The following is a 16,507-nucleotide window of genomic DNA, read 5'->3' as shown; positions in this document are numbered from 1 at the left end:
TGGGGCCATTCATCGTCTTCGGAATTAGTTACGCAGGGCAACGGTATTGATCACGGTGACGGAAACTGTCGGTCAGCCCACCTGGTAGGTCTCCCTCGATACCCGGAAGAAGTGTCCGGTGCCGGAGTCGGCGCATGTGATGCCCGTGTTTTCGCTAGTGCAGGTGATCGTGCCCGCAGTGCGAGATTGGCCGTAGTCGAGTGTCGGCGAACCGTCGGGAAATTGATGATCCGAGTGCCAGATACCCGCGACGGGTTCAGCACCCCGGGTCAAGAGAAAGACATTCCCCCGGCCACCTACGAAGTAGTCCGGGGGCGGTGGAATGAACCATGTGTAGCTCTTGATCTCGCACGTCGCACCACCCGGGTTCAGGGAGCAGCCGACGTTGCCCGACGGCGACTCAAACGTGTAACTCTCGTCTGCGTGTGCGGCGGCCGGAAGGACGGCGGCCGCCAGGGCCGCCGTCAAAGCGATCAGGGCATGCTTAGCGATTGTCATGGCCAAAAGCATCAGTCAGGCGCCTTGGCGGATTCTTGGGGTGCCGGAGCTTCGATTCTTGTCAGTGGGTCCGGATAGTATCGAACACATGTTCGATGGAACAGAAACGGACGCGGCCCTCCTCGAAACCATGAGCCAGGCGCTGCGGACCGAACGGAAGGCGATCGCCGAGCGGCTGCTGGCCGCCGGGCGCTTGTGCCTACGCCGAATGAATGCGGTCGACGCTGCGGACCGAGCTCAGTGGTGCATCGACAATTGGGAGGCGGTGGCCGCCGAGGTGGGCGCCGAACTCGGAATCAGCCAGGGCCGGGCATCGTCCCAGATGAACTACGGCGTGCAGCTCATCGAACGGCTGCCGAAGCTGGGCGTGTTGTTCGCCTCGGGCGCGATCGACTACCGCATCGTGATCACCGCGGTCTTCCGCACCGGACTGATCACCGAGACGGACGTACTGGATGCCGTCGACACACGGTTGGCAAAGCACGCTGCAGGATGGAACACGTTGTCCGAGGAGAAACTCAAAGAGAAGATCGACTGGTACGTCAGAGAACTCGATCCGCACGCCATCCGCGTCGCGCGGAACGCCGACGACGACCGTCACATCGAGACCATGCCTGCCGCAGACGGCATGGCAGAGATATATGGCCGTGTGCGAGCGGCCGACGCCGCGGCGTTCGACCAGCGTCTGAATGAGCTCGCCGCGACCGTGTGCCGTAATGATTCGCGAACCGCGCGTCAACGCCGCACAGATGCGTTGGGCGCCTGGTCTGCCGGCGCTTCTGTGATGAACTGCGACTGCGGATCCGATGAGTGCCCCGCCCGCTCAGGCGACGCCGCCGAACCCGGGCAGATCGTCATTCATCTACTAGCCGAAACCAAGACAATCACCGGTGAAGCGGACACGCCGGCGCTCCTACCCGGGTACGGTGCGATTCCCGCCGAAACCGTACGGACACTGGCGGCGCAGGTGAAGCTGCGGCCGGTGATCGGCGGCAAAGAACTGGGTGCGGAGCCGCACTATCGCCCATCGACCGCATTGGCAGAGTTCATCCGTTGCCGCGATCTGACCTGTCGGTTCCCCGGTTGTGACCGGCCGGCCTCGATAGCCGACATCGATCACACCGTTCCGTATCCGTTGGGGCCGACCCATCCGTCGAACCTCAAACTTCTCTGCCGTCTTCATCACTTGCTGAAGACTTTCTACGCCGGACCTCGCGGGTGGACGGACCGTCAGTTGCCCGACGGAACAGTGATCTGGACTTCACCGTCGGGTCGCACGTACACGACGAAACCCGGCGGCACGCTGTTCTTCCCGCGGCTGTTCGCTCCGACCGCGGAGCTGACCCTGCCGGACAACTCGACACAGCCCCGCCGGCCGGGACGTGGGCTGATGATGCCGGCACGCCGACGGACCCGACTCGAAGAACGCGCCGGCCGCGTCCGCTGGGAGCGCGGTGTCAACGAGGCGAGGGCCGCTGCCCATCCTCCGCCCTTCTAGGCTGGAACCATGCCTGAAGGCGATACCGTCTTCCACACCGCTGCCAAGCTGCGCGAGGCGCTGGTCGGTAAGACGCTGACGCGGTGCGATATTCGCGTGCCGCGTTACGCCACCGTGGAGCTGACCGGTTACACCGTCGACGAGGTGATCAGTCGCGGCAAGCACCTGTTCATCCGCGTCGGGCCGGCCAGCATCCACTCCCATCTGAAGATGGACGGCGCCTGGCGGGTGGGCCCGAAGGGCAAACCGGTGCGCAATGCCTACAAGATCCGGATTCTTTTGGAAGCCGACGATATTCAGGCGCTCGGCATCGACCTTGGCATCCTCGAGGTGCTGGACCGCGAACACGACGAGGACGCTGTCGCTCACCTGGGGCCCGACCTCCTCGGCGACGACTGGGATCCCAAAGTGGCCGCGGCAAATCTCGCCGAAGACCCCGACCGGCCGATCGCCCCGGCCCTGCTGGATCAGCGCAACCTCGCCGGGGTGGGCAACGTGTACGCCAACGAACTCTGCTTTGTGTTCGGCCGGCTCCCCACGAGCCCGGTCGGCAGCCTTCCCGATCCGCTCCGCGTGGTCAGCCGAGCCCGGGACATGTTGTGGGCCAACCGAATGCGGGTAAATCGCACCACAACGGGCAATCGCAGAGGCGGCCAGGACCTCTGGGTCTACGGTCGAGCCGGTGAACCGTGCCGGCGCTGCGGCACCCCGATTCGCCGCGCAGAATCCTCCGAAGACGACCGGGTCACTTACTGGTGCCCGTCGTGCCAGCGATGACCGGGTGGCCGGTCTGCGCCATCACGTCGGCGACAGTGCTCTCGATGCTGGCGATCGTCGACTTGTCCAGTCGGACAGCGGAAATGCTGGCGGCACGAGTCAAGGTGTGCTCAACGGGCATCCGCCCGTTCGGATAGACGACGGCGAGCACCACACCCGTGCCGGCCTCCAACGCCTCCCCGATCTCATGTCGCAGGCCGCTGCGCAGCTCATGCTCGGCGACGGCCGCTACGAGCCCGGCTGCCGCCCCGCCCACCACCACCGACAGGCCGAGCGGCGGAGCGAACACGCCGACCAACAGTCCCAGAGTGGCGCCGATTCCCGCGGCGACCCGGCCATGCCGGTTGTGTGCTTCCAGTACCTGGGGCCGTCCGTCGGCGTCCTTGATGACCAGCGCGGCGGCCCGCAATTCCAGACCATGCGCAATCCGCTTGCCCAGTTCGTGGAAATCGGAGTGGGCCTGATCGAGATCGGCGTACGCGGCTACCAGAATCAGCTCATGGTCATCGTCCATATCCCGAGCGTGACGCTGTTCACGCCCGGTCACTAGGGACAGAAGGTCACTCCCGCCGGGGCAATAGTCCTTTAGTCCGCACCGGCCGAGCTCACGAACGACCTGCGCCGCCCAGACAGCGGATCGTCGAACTCCAGTCGCTGAGCCACCAGCCGCAGCGGCGCGGAGAAGTCGTCGGCGGCCACCTCCACGATGCGCGGATACAGCGGGTCATTGTCGATAGGCAGACCCAGCGAGGCCATGTGAACACGCAACTGATGCGTGCGCCCGGTGCGTGGGCTCAGCCGATACCAGCCCTCCCCCAGCGCCTCGACCAACGTCTCGGCGTTAGGCTCGCCTGATTCCTCGAGGGCCTGTAACACGCCGCGTCGCTTGATGATTCGGCTGCGGACCACCAATGGCAGCACTACGTCGGCAGCAGAGGACGAGCGCGCCAGGTACGTCTTGGACACCTCGCCGCGCGCGAACATCGTCTGATACGCGCCGCGCACCTCACGCCGCACCGTGAACAACAACACTCCCGCGGTCAACCGGTCCAGCCGGTGCGCCGGACTCAGCTCCGGCAAATCGAGCGAGCGCCGCAGCCGCACCAACGCCGTCTGCACAACATGTCCACCGCGTGGCATCGTCGCCAGGAAGTGCGGCTTGTCCACCACCACGATGTCGTCGTCGCGGTAGAGCACCGGAATCTCGAACGGCACCTCCACCTCGTCGGGCAACTCCCGATACAGAAAGACGTGCGCGCCGGGCGGCAACACCGAAGACGGCGTGATCACGCCACCATCGGCGTCGACCACCTCGCCGTTGAACACCTTTTCGGCAGCAGCCTCACCGAAACGGTCGGCCAGCTCGACCAGCACCGCTCCACCACGCAGCCGCACCCGCGCCGGGCCCACCCCATCCCGGTCCGGGAGTGGGGACAACCGATGTCGCCTCAACGCTCACTCAGTTCAGTGGCACGGGCTCGAGGATCTCGGCACGCGCCTCCGGCGCAGACGCCCGCAGCGCATCGGCCGAGGCGTCGTCCGGCTGGGTCTGCGACAGAATTTCGGCCTCCACCCGGGCCAGATACGTGGCCACCTCACGGGCACAGTCAGCTTCGCTCCAGCCGAGGATCGGGGCTACGATCTCGGCCACCTGGAGGGCACAGTCCACGCCGCGGTGCGGGTATTCGATCGAGATCCGCATCCGCCGGGCCAGGATGTCCTCGAGGTGCAGCGCCCCCTCCGCGGCTGCGGCGTAGGCCGCCTCCACCTTGAGGTACACCGGCGCATCGGTGATCGGCTCGAGCAGCTCCGGCCTGCCGACGGCCAACGACAACACGTCGCCGATCAGCGAACCGTACCGATCCAGCAGATGCCGCACCCGATACGGGTGCAGGCCGTAGCGGGCGCCCACGCTTTGGGTCTGGTTGACCAGCGCAAAGTACCCGTCGGCGCCCATCAACGGCACCTTCTCGGTGATCGAGGGCGCCACCCGCGCCGGGATGTACTCGGCGGCGGCGTCGACCGCGTCCTCGGCCATCACCCGGTAGGTGGTGTACTTGCCGCCCGCGATCGCGACCAGGCCCGGCGACGGCACCGCGACGGCATGCTCGCGGGACAGCTTGGAAGTCTCTTCGCTCTCCCCCGCCAGCAGCGGCCGCAGCCCGGCGTACACACCGTCGATGTCGTCGTGCGTGAGCGGCGTGGCCAGCACCTTGTTGACGGTGCCGAGGATGTAGTCGATGTCCGCCTTCGTCGCGGCAGGATGCGCCAGGTCGAGGTTCCAGTCGGTATCGGTGGTCCCGATGATCCAGTGCGTCCCCCACGGGATCACGAACAGCACCGACTTCTCGGTGCGCAGGATGATCGCCACCTCGGACACGACGCGGTCGCGGGGCACCACGACGTGCACACCCTTGGACGCGCGCACCCGGAACCGTCCGCGCTCCTTGCTCAAGGCCTGGATCTCGTCGGTCCACACCCCGGTCGCGTTGATCACGACGTGGCCGCGGACGTCCTCGACCGACCCATCCTCGGAGTCCCGGATCTTGACCCCGATCACCCGGTCGCCCTCCCGCAGCAGCGAGACCACCTGCGTCGAGGTGCGCACCACCGCGCCGTAGTGGGCGGCGGTGCGCGCCACGGTCATGGTGTGCCGCGCGTCGTCGACGACGGTGTCGTAATAGCGGATGCCGCCGATCAGCGAGCTGCGCTTGAGCCCGGGCGCCAGCCGCAGCGCACCCGACTTGGTCAGATGTTTTTGCGCCGGAACGGATTTCGAGCCGCCCAGCTGGTCGTAGAGGAAGATGCCCGCGGCGATGTACGGCCGCTCCCACACCCGTTTGGTCAGCGGGAACAGGAACGGAAGCGGCTTGACCAGATGCGGCGCCAGCGCGGTCAGTGATAGCTCGCGCTCGTGCAGTGCCTCACGCACCAGGCCGAACTCCAACTGCTCGAGATAGCGCAGTCCGCCGTGGAACATCTTCGAACTGCGGCTCGATGTCCCCGACGCGAAGTCCCGCGCTTCCACGAGGGCCACCTTGAGCCCACGGGTCGCGGCATCCAGTGCGCAGCCGGCACCGACCACGCCACCGCCGATGACGACGACGTCGAACTGTTCGCTGCCCAACCGCTCCCAGGCTTGCGACCGTTCGGAAGGTCCGAGAAGGGTCTGACCGGTGCCCGGTCGAAGGATCGGGTCGCTCATCACTTCAGGCTAGTCGAGATCGTCGTGTGCCATCAGGCGGCGCGCAGCCTCGACGATCGAGCCGGACAACGACGGGTACACCGACAGCGTCTGCGCCAGATCGGTCACCGAGATGCGGTTTTGCACGGCCAGCGCGATCGGCAGGATCAGCTCGGAGGCGATCGGGGCGACCACCACGCCACCGATGACGACGCCGGTCGCGGGCCGGCAGAAGATCTTGACGAAGCCGCGCTTGAGCAGCGACATCTTGGCTCGGGCGTTGGTGTTCAGCGGCAGCATGATCGTGCGCGCCGGCACCGAGCCGTTGTCGATGGCCGTTTGCGGCACCCCGACGGCGGCGATCTCGGGCCTGGTGAACGTGGCCGAGGCGACCGTGCGCAGCCGGATCGGGGCCACCCCCTCGCCCAGTGCGTGGTACATCGCGATACGGCCCTGCATCGCCGCGACCGACGCCAGCGGCAACAGACCGGTGCAGTCACCGGCGGCATAGATGCCGGCGGCCGACGTCCGCGACACCCGGTCGACCGGGATGTAGTTGCCCGGACCGAGGTCGATGCCCACCCGCTCGAGGCCCAGACCAGAAGTGTTAGGCACCGACCCGACGGTCATCAAGGCATGGCTGCCCTCCACGACGCGGCCGTCGGCCATCTTCACCGCGACGCCGTTGTCGGTGCGGACCACCGAGTCGGCCCTGGCGTTCTTGACCAGCGTCACGCCGCGCTCGGCGAACGTCTCCTCCAGCACCGCGGCGGCGTCGCTGTCCTCATGCGGCAGGATCTGGTCGCGGCTGGCCACCACGGTGACATCGACGCCGAGCTCGGTGTACGCGTTGCAGAACTCGGCGCCGGTGACACCCGAGCCAACGATCACCAGATGCTCGGGCAGTTCCGGAAGGTCATAGAGCTGCCGCCAGGTGAGGATCCGGTCCCCGTCCGGCACCGCATTCGGCAGCACGCGGGGGCTGGCGCCGGTCGCGATCAGCACCACGTCACCCTTGAGTACGCCGACTTGGCCGGTGGCGGTGGTGACCCGCACACGGTGGTGTGCCATGCCCGGGACCGCGTCGATCAACTCCCCGCGGCCGGCGACGACGTTGACCTTCTCGCGAAGCAGCTGCGTGCCGATGTCGGCGGACTGCGAGCGGGCCAGGGTCTTGACGCGGTTGTTGATGTCGGGCAGCGAGATCTTGGCGTCCTCGAGGCTGATGTCGAACCCGAGACCGGTGGCGCGCCGCAGTTCGGTGCGCACCCCGGTCGACGCGATGAAGGTTTTGGACGGCACGCAGTCCCACAAAACGCAGGCCCCGCCGATGCCGTCGGAGTCCACCACGGTGACCTCGGCGACGTCCCTGCCGCGACCCGCGGCGACCAACGCGGCCTCGTAGCCGGCCGGACCCCCACCGATGATCACGATCCGCGTCGTCACGGGACCAACCCTAGTCACCCTCGTCGCTTCGCTCCTGCCCACCGAACCTAATCACCCGAGTCCCTGCGCTCTCTGCGACAGGACACTCTAGGCTTTCCCCGTGCCGCTCTACGCCGCCTATGGGTCAAACATGCATCCCGAGCAGATGCTGGAGCGTGCGCCGCATTCCCCGATGGCCGGCACCGGCTGGTTGCACGGCTGGCGGCTGACGTTCGCCGGTGAGGACATCGGCTGGGAGGGTGCCCTGGCAACTCTGGTCGAGGATCCTGACTCCAAGGTGTTCGTGGTGCTCTACGACATGACGACTGCCGACGAGCAGAACCTGGACCGCTGGGAAGGCTCGGAGCTGGGCTTCCACAAGAAGATCAGATGCCGTATCGAGTGCGAATCCACCGACACCACAAACGATCCCGTGCTCGCCTGGCTCTATGTGCTGGACGCCTGGGAGGGTGGGCTACCGTCGGCGCGCTATCTCGGCGTGATGGCGGATGCCGCTGAGATCGCGGGCGCGCCTGCGGAGTACGTGCATGACCTGCGCACCCGCCCGGCGCGCAATATCGGCCCGGGCCACGGCAGCGGCTAACTCCGCGAACGGGTGAATTCCCAAGCGTCGGAAACGATCTCATCAATCCCGGTGTGCTGCGGCTGCCAGCCGAGCTCGGTGATGGCTTTCTCGCTCGACGCGATCAGCACGGCGGGATCGCCGGCCCGGCGCTCGACATCGCGTGCCGCGATCGGCGTGCCGGTGACCCGCTCACAACTGGCGATCACCTCACGAACCGAGAAGCCGGTGCCGTTGCCGAGGTTGTAGATGCGGTGCTCTCCCGGCTGCGCGGTCTGCAGCGCCAACACGTGCGCATCGGCCAGATCGCGAACGTGGATGTAGTCGCGCAGGCAGGTGCCATCCGGCGTCGGCCAGTCATTGCCGAACACCAGGATCTCGGGCCGCTGACCGGTCGCAACCTGCAGCACCAGCGGAATCAGGTGCGTCTCGGTGGCATGCCGCTCACCGAACCCGGCGTACGCACCGGCGACGTTGAAGTAGCGCAGGCTCGTGGCGGCCAGTCCGTGCGCGCGGGCGTACGACGTGATCGCGTGGTCGATCGCCAGCTTCGTGGCGCCGTAGGCGTTGGTCGGCTTGGTCGGTGCATCCTCGGTGATCGGAACCGACTCCGGCTCGCCATAGGTCGCCGCGGTCGAGGAGAACACCAGCCGCGGCACGCCGGCGGTGCGGATCGCCTCGAGCAGTTGCAGAGTCTTGATGACGTTGCCGTTCCAGTACCGCTCCGGCGCCTCGACCGACTCGCCCACCAGAGATTTCGCGGCGAAGTGCAGAACGCCGTCAAAGGAGCCGTCACCGAGCAGATCCGGTGCGACCTGGACCATGTCGGCCTGGACGAACTGCGCGCCGCCCGGCACCGCATCGGCGTTGCCGGTCGACAGGTCGTCGACGACCACCACCTCGTGGCCCTGTTCCACGAGCACCGCCGCGCACACGCTCCCGACGTATCCCGCCCCGCCGGTGACGAGAAGTTTCATCAGAACTCCGCTGACTGCTCGACGATGTTGACCAGCACCCGAACTCCCACGGCCAGCGCACGCTCGTCGAGGTCGAATGTCGGCTGGTGCAGATCCAATTGCGGGCCGCGGCCGCTCCACACCCCGAGGCGTGCCATCGCGCCGGGCACCTCCTCGAGATACCAGGAGAAGTCCTCGCCGCCACCGGACTGACGGGTGTCGGCCAGCGCGTCGGGCGCCACCGCCTCGATGGCGTGCGTCATGATCTGTGTCGAACGTTCCTCGTTGACCACCGGCGGCACGCCCCGGTGATAGTTCAACGTGTGCTCGATCCCCAGCGGTGCCAACAGGCCCGAAACAATCTCGTGCACAAGGCTTTCCATGCCGACCCAGGTCTCCCGGCTGGCGGTTCGCACGGTGCCCGCCAGCGTGCCGGTCTGCGGGATCGCATTGGCCGCGACACCCGCATTGGCCGCACCCCAGACCATGACCGTCGAGTGCCGCGGGTCGACTCGCCTGGACAGCACCCCGGGCAGCCCGGTGATCAGCGTGCCCATCCCGTACACCAGATCCGACGTCAGATGGGGCCGCGATGTGTGCCCACCGGCCGAGTGCAGCGTGATCTCGATCGAGTCCGCAGCCGAGGTGATGGGCCCCGGGATGATCGCAACCCGGCCGACCGCCAGCCGGGGGTCGCAGTGCAGCGCGAAGATTCGCGACACCCCCGACAGCGCACCGGCCGAGATGGCGTCGATCGCGCCACCCGGCATCAGCTCCTCGGCGGCCTGGAAGATCAGCCGCACCCCGACCGGTAGCTCGGGCACGGACGCCAGTGCGGTCGCGGCTCCGATCAGCATCGCGGTGTGGGCGTCGTGTCCGCACGCATGCGCGATGTTCGGCATCGTTGAGCTGTAGGGCGCGCCGGTGCGCTCGGCCATCGGCAGTGCATCCATATCGGCGCGCAGCGCGATCCGCGGCGCGTGCTCGGGGCCGAAGTCACACGTCAGCCCGGTCCCGCCGGGCAGCACCTTCGGGTTCAACCCGGCTTCGACCAGCCGGTCGGCGACGAACTGCGTGGTGGCGAACTCCTGGCGCCCCAGCTCGGGATAGCGGTGGATGTGCCTGCGCCACTGGACCAGATCGTCGAAATGTCCGGCCAACCAGGATTCGCACGTGTCCGCGATACTCATGGTCGCACCCCCCGACGATCCCGCAACTCCAGCACCCGATCTCGCTCGGCAGGTGTCTGCGCCAGCCGGACGACGGTGCGCGCCAACATGATTGCTCCCTCGGTGACGGCACGGTCACCGCTGACGCTCGCGGCGGCAACGGTGAACCCGGGCTGATGGATCACCGCGCCGTTCGATTCCACCCCCACCACGGGGTGGATGCCGGGCAGCAACTGCGTCACGTTGCCCATGTCGGTGCTGCCCAGCGGCATGCCGGCTTCCACCTCGGCGGGCACCGGGTTGCGGCCCATCTTGGTCATCTCGTCGCGGAACACCTCGGTCAGCCACGGGTCAGGGGTCAACTCCGCGTACGGCGGTGCGGCTTCGGCGATCTCGTGCTCACACCCGGTCGCAACCGCACCCGCTGCGAAGCAGCCGCGCATCTTGGCCTCCAGTTCCTGCAGCGAATCGGTGTGAGGAGCCCGCATCGTGTACTGCAGTCGCGCGCGCCCGGGGATGATGTTGGTGGCCGCCCCGCCCTCGGTGACGATCCCGTGGGTCAGCTGCCCGGGTGCCATCTGCTGGCGCAACAAGCCGATCGCCACCTGCGCGACAGTCACCGCATCCGCGGCGTTGATCCCCAGATGCGGTGCGACCGCGGCATGCGATTCCCGGCCGGTGTAGGTGACGATCACCTCCGAGAGCGCCAGCGAGCGCGCGGCCGCGATGTCGATCGGACCGGGGTGCAGCATGACGGCCGCCGCGACGTCGTCGAACACCCCGGCGTCGATCAGCAGGGCTTTGCCGCCGCCGGACTCCTCGGCGGGAGTTCCGATCAGCGCGACGGTCAACCCGAGTTCGTCGGCCACCTCGGCAAGGGCCAGGGCGGTCCCGACCGCGGACGCCGCGATGATGTTGTGCCCGCACGCGTGCCCGATGCCGGGCAACGCGTCGTATTCGGCGCAGATCCCGATGACCAGCGGGCCGGACCCGAAGTCGGCCCGGAACGCGGTGTCCAATCCGCCCGCGGCCGCAGTGATCTCAAAGCCGCGCTCGGCCACCAGCGCCTGCGTTTTGGCGCAGCTGCGGTGCTCGTTGAAGGCGAGCTCGGGCTCGGCATGGATGGCGTGCGAGAGCTCGATCAGATCACCACCACGCGCCGCGACCACGTCTTCGACGCGCGTCGACGCTGTGGCTGTAGGCATCAACGAAGTATCGCATTCACGGCTAGGCTCGCTGGCTGTGAGTCCAGACGCCGAGCACGCCGCAGCGGTGATCGCGCAGCACAGCGGCGTACCGCGCCACGACGTCGCCGTGGTCCTCGGATCGGGGTGGGCGCCGGCGGCCGCGGCGCTGGGAACACCGGTCGCCGAGATCCCGATGTCGACCATCCCCGGCTTCACGCCGCCGTCGGCGCTGGGCCATCGCGGCCGGGTGCTGTCGGTGCCGCTGGGTTCGCACAACGTCCTGGTGCTGCTGGGCCGCATCCACGCCTACGAGGGCCATGACCTGCGCACCATCGTCCATCCGGTGCGGACCGCCCGGGCGGCGGGCGCCGAGGTCGTGGTGTTGACCAACGCCGCCGGCGGCCTGCGACCGGAGTATCAGGTGGGCCAGCCGGTGCTGATCGCCGACCACCTCAACCTCACCGCCCGCTCTCCGATGGTCGGGGCGCAGTTCGTCGACCTCGTCGACGCGTACTCGCCGCGGCTGCGGGCGCTGGCCCGTGACGTCGACTCGAGCCTGACCGAGGGCGTCTACGCCGGAGTACCCGGTCCGCACTACGAGACGCCCGCCGAGATCCGGATGCTGCGGACGTTGGGCGCCGATCTGGTCGGGATGTCGACAGTGCACGAGACCATCGCCGCCCGTGCGGTGGGCGCCGAGGTGCTGGGGTTATCGCTGGTGACGAACCTGGCCGCCGGCATGACCGGCGAGCCGCTGAGTCACGACGAGGTGTTGGCGGCCGGCCGGGCGTCGGCCACCGCGATGGGCTCGCTGCTGGCGTCGGTGCTGGCGCGCCTGTAGGCCAGCCGCACGAATCCGCGCGCCAGCAGCGGCGCCGCGAACAGCATGAGCAAGACCCGCAGCACCTGCGCGGCGATGATGAACGTGACGTTGGAGCCGGTCTCCACCGCGGTGGCCAGCACCGCGTAGATGCCGCCCGGGCTGGTGGCGAGGTAGCCGTCGAGCATGCTGACGCCGGCGATCTTGGACAGCGCCACGCCCAAGCCGGCGGTCGCGACGTTGAGCAGAACGATCAATCCGAGGGCGGCCGGCAACAGCCGCTCGATCGCGCGGAGCGACTCCCGGGTGAACGCCACCCCGGCCTGCCAGCCGATCAACATGTACGACACCGACACCAGCAAGACAGGTACGGCCAGCCCGAAGGACACCCCGCTGAGCTCGGCCACGATCGTCAGCGCCATCGGGCCGAGCAGACCGGACCCCGGTAACCGGGCCAGCCGCCCCGCCGCCGCGCCGATGACTATCAGCACGACGATCATCGTCAGGTTCAGATACCAAGGGGCGGAATGGGACTGCGCGGTCTGCGAGGCGCCGGCGGATCGTTCGGCGTGATAGATCACGGTGACGACGACAGGCATCGAGGCGGTGATGACCGCGACCCGCAGGTACTGGACGACGGCGACCACGCGATCGTCGCCCCCGAGTTCGCGCGCGATCGCGACCAGACCGGACGCTCCCCCGGCCACCAGTGCCAGCGCACCGGTGAGGGCGCTGATGTCCCGGCGCAGGCCGAGCAGTGCCCCGGCGCCGATGCTGAGCAGCAACGTGATCACACCGACGCCGAGTACCACGGGCCAGTTCGGCCCGAGCGCCGACAGCGCGTCGGAATGCACCATGGTGCCGATGTAGACGCCGAGCACGCCCTGGGCGGCCAGGCCCGCGCGGCGCGGCACACTCGCGGGCGCCAGCCGGGCGATCGCGAGCACGATGCCGACCAGCAGGGCGGCGAACAGTGCAGCCGACGGCACACCGAGACGATCCAGCGGCACGGTGACGCCGATCGTCACCAGCACCAGCAGGATCCATCGCATATAACAAGTATGCCCTTGATGTTTGACGCCTGTCATCAGCGTTTCAGGCGAGATAGCTCACTAATTGACAAGGTATAACTTGGAATATGACCGTAAGCGAGTTGCGGGAGGCCACGATGGCGCTCGCTCGCCAGCTTCGCAGGCACCGTCCCGACAACGGGCTGACGCTCAGCCAACTCGAGGTCCTCGGCGACGTGAGCCGGGCCGGGGTGACCACGCCAGCCGAGATCGCCGCCCGCCTGCAGGTACGGGCGCAGTCACTCACCGACAGCATCAACGACCTCGAGACCCGCGGACTCGTGTCGCGTCGGCCGGACGATGCCGACCGCCGACGGCAGCTGATCGAGCTGACCCCGCAGGGCTTGGAGCTCCTTCTGCGCGACCGGGCTCAGCGCGACGCCTGGCTGCACGAGATGATGCGTGGCCACCTCTCCGAGCTGGAGTTCAACCTGCTCCTGCTGACCGCGCCGGTACTGCGCAAGCTCGTCGACGCCGACCTCGGGGCACAATCGGTGCCGTGACCCCCGAGGACTGGATCGCCCACGACCCGGATCCGGTCACGGCCGCCGAACTTGCCGCGCTGGATCCCGACGAGCTGGCCGCACGGTTCGCCCGGCCGTTGACATTCGGCACCGCCGGCCTGCGTGGGCCGGTCCGCGGCGGCCCGGACTCGATGAACCTCGCCGTCGTGCTGCGTGCGACCTGGGCGGTGGCCCGGGTGCTGACCGACCGCTACCTGGGCGGGTCGACGGTCGTGGTCGGCCGTGACGCCCGGCACGGTTCGGCGCAGTTTGCCGTCGCTGCCGCGGAAGTATTTGCTGCGCAGGGGTTCTCGGTGATCACCTGGGATCACCCGGTGCCAACACCGGTCGTCGCGTTCGCGGTCCGGCACACCGGTGCCGCTGCCGGAGTACAGGTCACCGCCTCGCACAATCCCCGGTCCGACAACGGCTACAAGGTCTACTTCGATGGCGGGCTGCAGATCGTCCCGCCGGCCGATCGAGACATCGAGGCGGCGATCGCGGCCGCACCGCCCGCCGACGAGATCCCGCGCCGGCCCGTGCAGCCTGCGGACGAGACACTGGTGGATGCGTACGTAGCCCGCGCGGCGACGGTGCGTCGTGACGACCACGGCGCGCCGCGGGTGGCGCTGACGGCGATGCACGGTGTCGGTGGCGAACTCGCGCTGCGCACCCTGCACGCGGCCGGAATCGACGATGTGCGCACGGTGGCAAGCCAATTCGCCCCCGACCCGGATTTCCCGACGGTCGACTTTCCCAACCCGGAGGAACCCGGTGCGGCGGACGCCCTGCTCGAGCTGGCCGACAGCGTCGGTGCCGACATCGCCATCGCCCTGGACCCCGACGCCGACCGGTGCGCCGTCGGCATCCCGGGGCCGGATGGTTGGCGGATGCTGTCCGGTGACGAAACCGGTTGGCTGCTGGGCGATTACATTCTGTCGTCGCTGGACCCCGAGCACGCAGCCACCAGCGTGGTGGCCAGCAGCGTGGTCTCCTCGCAATTACTCGCCAAGATCGCGGCCGATCACGGTGCTCGCCACGTGGTGACGCTGACCGGGTTCAAGTGGCTGGCACGCGCCGATGCCGAACTGCCCGGGTGCACCTTGGTCTACGCCTACGAAGAAGCCATCGGCCATTGCGTCGACCCGGACGCCGTCCGCGACAAGGATGGCATCAGTGCCGCAGTGCTGTTCTGCGACCTGGTGGCACACCTTGCCGCACAAGGTGATTCGATTACCAGTGCCCTCGACCGGCTCGCTCTGCGCCATGGCGTGCACACCACGGCAGCACTGTCCCGCCGGGTCGCCGACGCTGACGAGGCGGCCGCGATGATGACCCGGCTGCGCACCGACCCGCCCACTGAGCTGGCAGGATTCGCGGTGCACGCCACCGAGCAGGCGGATGCGGTGTTCGTGACCGGCGGTGACCGGCAAACGTCGGTGCGGGTGGTGGTCCGACCCTCGGGGACCGAACCAAAGGTCAAGTGTTACTTCGAAGTTGGCCAGGCAGTCAGCGCCAACCTGGTCGAGGCACGCCGGCAGGCCAACGCCGTCGCGCAGCAGCTCCTGAAGAACGCGCAGAGCTGGTAGTCAGCGCGGCCCGAACTGCCGGTCACCGGCGTCTCCGAGGCCGGGCACGATGTAGGCGACGTCGTTGAGGCCCTCGTCGATGGTGGCGGTGAACAGCCGCGCTGACGGAGCAACTCGGTCCACCGCGGCAATCCCCTCCGGTGCACACACCACACACACCAGCGTGATGTCGCGCGCGCCGCGCTCGTGGAGCAGCGTGATCGTGTGCGCCATCGAACCCCCGGTTGCCAGCATCGGGTCGAGCACCATGACGGGCTGAGTGCTCAGGTCATCGGGCAGGGACTCCAGATAGGGCGTGGGCTGGTGCGTGGTCTCGTCCCGAGCCACACCGACGAACCCGACCCGCGCCTCCGGCATCAGCGCATGCGCCTGGTCGACCATCCCCAGTCCGGCCCGAAGCACCGGCACCAGCAGCGGCGGGGCCGCCAGGCGGGAGCCCACGGTCTCGGCGATCGGGGTGCGGACGGTGACCTCTTCGCACACCACGTCACGGGTGGCTTCGTAGACCAGCATGTGGGTCAGGTCGCGGAGGGCGGCGCGGAAGGCCGCGTTGTCGGTGCGCTCGTCACGCAGGGTGGTCAGCCGCGCTCTGGCCAGCGGGTGGTCGATAACGCACACGTCCATCCGCAGAGACTAGAGGAGCCTCAGCGGGTATCGCAGCCGAGCAGAAGAGCTTTGGCGAGCCCCCCGAACTGGTAGGCGTACTGCACAGCCCAATACCAGGGCGCGAAGTCGTAGGACCGTGGTACCGGATGCATCGTGACAGCGCCGTCGAAGCACTGATGAAAGATGTAGCGGGCGCGCACGGTGTGGTAATTCCAGGACACCACGATCACGTGAGACCAGTTGTGCTGCTTGGCAAGCCGCGACACGTACATCGCTTCACCCCGGGTGGTGTAGGGGTCGGGAACAAAGCAGATGACGGTGATGGTCGCCGTGCCCGAGGCGCAGGCCTGCTGGAAAACGGGAAGGTCGGCAGGCTTGTCCTGGTACGAATTCGACAGCACCACGGTGTTGGCGTAACCCTGTCTGGCGAGGCTCAGACCGTACTCGACGCGGCCGTCGTTCTCACCGCCGAGTACCACGATGGCGTCGGCTTTCGTCAGGGGGTCGCTGTGGGGACGAGTGAACAAGAAGTAGCCGGTGACCGCCAGGACGCCGGTGACGCCCAGGCCGACAGCCGCCAGAACCGCCAGCGCGCGACGCACCCTCCCCACGGGGGGCAGGCTACCCGTCAGCAAGCGTCGT

Annotated in this window: 17 protein-coding genes; 6 read left to right on the top strand and 11 right to left on the bottom strand. The window is 68.0% G+C overall.

Annotated features, from left to right (window positions below):
- Positions 1-72 precede the first annotated feature (72 nt).
- Complete coding sequence (locus tag AB431_RS07505) at positions 73-498, bottom strand: DUF6636 domain-containing protein (protein WP_052960228.1); 426 nt, start codon at positions 496-498, stop codon at positions 73-75.
- Between the two features lie 88 nt (positions 499-586).
- On the opposite strand from AB431_RS07505, the gene AB431_RS07500 reads away from it, so the two are divergent.
- Both AB431_RS07500 and nei2 read left to right on the top strand, forming a co-directional pair.
- Complete coding sequence (locus AB431_RS07500) at positions 587-1,996, top strand: HNH endonuclease signature motif containing protein (RefSeq protein WP_047329406.1); 1,410 nt, start codon at positions 587-589, stop codon at positions 1,994-1,996.
- Between the two features lie 9 nt (positions 1,997-2,005).
- Complete coding sequence (nei2, locus tag AB431_RS07495; protein WP_047329405.1) at positions 2,006-2,773, top strand: endonuclease VIII Nei2; 768 nt, start codon at positions 2,006-2,008, stop codon at positions 2,771-2,773.
- On the opposite strand, the gene AB431_RS07490 is transcribed toward nei2, so the two are convergent.
- From AB431_RS07490 to AB431_RS07475, 4 genes are all read right to left on the bottom strand, one after another.
- Entirely contained in the window at positions 2,742-3,287 is a 546-nt protein-coding gene (locus AB431_RS07490; protein ID WP_047329404.1) for a DUF1269 domain-containing protein, read from the bottom strand. The two genes, nei2 and AB431_RS07490, sit on opposite strands and share 32 nt — an antisense overlap.
- A gap of 71 nt (positions 3,288-3,358) precedes the next feature.
- Positions 3,359-4,210, bottom strand: coding sequence for a pseudouridine synthase (locus AB431_RS07485; RefSeq protein WP_369802996.1), 852 nt, complete (start codon positions 4,208-4,210; stop codon positions 3,359-3,361).
- A gap of 22 nt (positions 4,211-4,232) precedes the next feature.
- Positions 4,233-5,978, bottom strand: a complete 1,746-nt coding sequence (locus tag AB431_RS07480) for a glycerol-3-phosphate dehydrogenase/oxidase (RefSeq protein WP_047329402.1) — start codon at positions 5,976-5,978, stop codon at positions 4,233-4,235.
- Between the two features lie 9 nt (positions 5,979-5,987).
- Positions 5,988-7,403, bottom strand: a complete 1,416-nt coding sequence (locus tag AB431_RS07475; RefSeq protein WP_047329401.1) for an NAD(P)H-quinone dehydrogenase — start codon at positions 7,401-7,403, stop codon at positions 5,988-5,990.
- Between the two features lie 100 nt (positions 7,404-7,503).
- On the opposite strand from AB431_RS07475, the gene AB431_RS07470 reads away from it, so the two are divergent.
- Complete coding sequence (locus tag AB431_RS07470) at positions 7,504-7,986, top strand: gamma-glutamylcyclotransferase (RefSeq protein WP_047329400.1); 483 nt, start codon at positions 7,504-7,506, stop codon at positions 7,984-7,986.
- Here AB431_RS07470 and galE read toward each other — a convergent pair.
- Genes galE through AB431_RS07455 form a run of 3 tightly spaced genes read right to left on the bottom strand, consistent with a single transcriptional unit; the run spans position 7,983 to position 11,295 of the window.
- On the bottom strand, positions 7,983-8,942 hold the full coding sequence (gene galE / locus AB431_RS07465) for a UDP-glucose 4-epimerase GalE (RefSeq protein ID WP_047329399.1): 960 nt from the start codon (positions 8,940-8,942) through the stop codon (positions 7,983-7,985). The two genes, AB431_RS07470 and galE, sit on opposite strands and share 4 nt — an antisense overlap.
- Positions 8,942-10,111, bottom strand: coding sequence for a M20 family metallopeptidase (locus tag AB431_RS07460; RefSeq protein WP_047329398.1), 1,170 nt, complete (start codon positions 10,109-10,111; stop codon positions 8,942-8,944). Before AB431_RS07460 ends, galE begins: the two co-directional genes overlap by 1 nt.
- On the bottom strand, positions 10,108-11,295 hold the full coding sequence (locus AB431_RS07455; protein ID WP_047329397.1) for a M20 family metallopeptidase: 1,188 nt from the start codon (positions 11,293-11,295) through the stop codon (positions 10,108-10,110). The genes AB431_RS07460 and AB431_RS07455 overlap by 4 nt, the downstream gene beginning before the upstream one ends.
- A 31-nt stretch (positions 11,296-11,326) precedes the next feature.
- Here AB431_RS07455 and AB431_RS07450 point away from each other — a divergent pair, with 31 nt between their 5' ends.
- The gene (locus tag AB431_RS07450) at positions 11,327-12,118 is read left to right on the top strand and encodes a purine-nucleoside phosphorylase (RefSeq protein ID WP_144418444.1); all 792 of its coding nucleotides are present in this window, start codon (positions 11,327-11,329) and stop codon (positions 12,116-12,118) included.
- Here the strand turns inward: AB431_RS07450 and AB431_RS07445 are convergent.
- The gene (locus tag AB431_RS07445; protein WP_047329396.1) at positions 12,037-13,149 is read right to left on the bottom strand and encodes an AbrB family transcriptional regulator; all 1,113 of its coding nucleotides are present in this window, start codon (positions 13,147-13,149) and stop codon (positions 12,037-12,039) included. The two genes, AB431_RS07450 and AB431_RS07445, sit on opposite strands and share 82 nt — an antisense overlap.
- Positions 13,150-13,235: 86 nt before the next feature.
- On the opposite strand from AB431_RS07445, the gene AB431_RS07440 reads away from it, so the two are divergent.
- Both AB431_RS07440 and AB431_RS07435 read left to right on the top strand, forming a co-directional pair.
- Positions 13,236-13,670 (top strand): MarR family winged helix-turn-helix transcriptional regulator, encoded by a 435-nt coding sequence (locus AB431_RS07440; protein ID WP_047329395.1) that lies wholly within the window; start codon positions 13,236-13,238, stop codon positions 13,668-13,670.
- Entirely contained in the window at positions 13,667-15,259 is a 1,593-nt protein-coding gene (locus tag AB431_RS07435) for a phospho-sugar mutase (protein WP_047329394.1), read from the top strand. The genes AB431_RS07440 and AB431_RS07435 overlap by 4 nt, the downstream gene beginning before the upstream one ends.
- Here the strand turns inward: AB431_RS07435 and upp are convergent, their stop codons facing one another.
- Both upp and AB431_RS07425 read right to left on the bottom strand, forming a co-directional pair.
- The gene (upp, locus tag AB431_RS07430; protein WP_047329393.1) at positions 15,260-15,883 is read right to left on the bottom strand and encodes a uracil phosphoribosyltransferase; all 624 of its coding nucleotides are present in this window, start codon (positions 15,881-15,883) and stop codon (positions 15,260-15,262) included.
- A gap of 20 nt (positions 15,884-15,903) precedes the next feature.
- Complete coding sequence (locus AB431_RS07425; RefSeq protein WP_082135585.1) at positions 15,904-16,476, bottom strand: YdcF family protein; 573 nt, start codon at positions 16,474-16,476, stop codon at positions 15,904-15,906.
- Positions 16,477-16,507: the final 31 nt, after the last annotated feature.

Origin of the sequence: Mycobacterium sp. EPa45 (assembly GCF_001021385.1) — a bacterium.
Taxonomy (GTDB): Bacteria; Actinomycetota; Actinomycetes; order Mycobacteriales; family Mycobacteriaceae; genus Mycobacterium.
The sequence above is the reverse complement of the archived record's forward strand: the minus strand, read 5'-3'. Positions and strand labels throughout refer to the sequence as shown.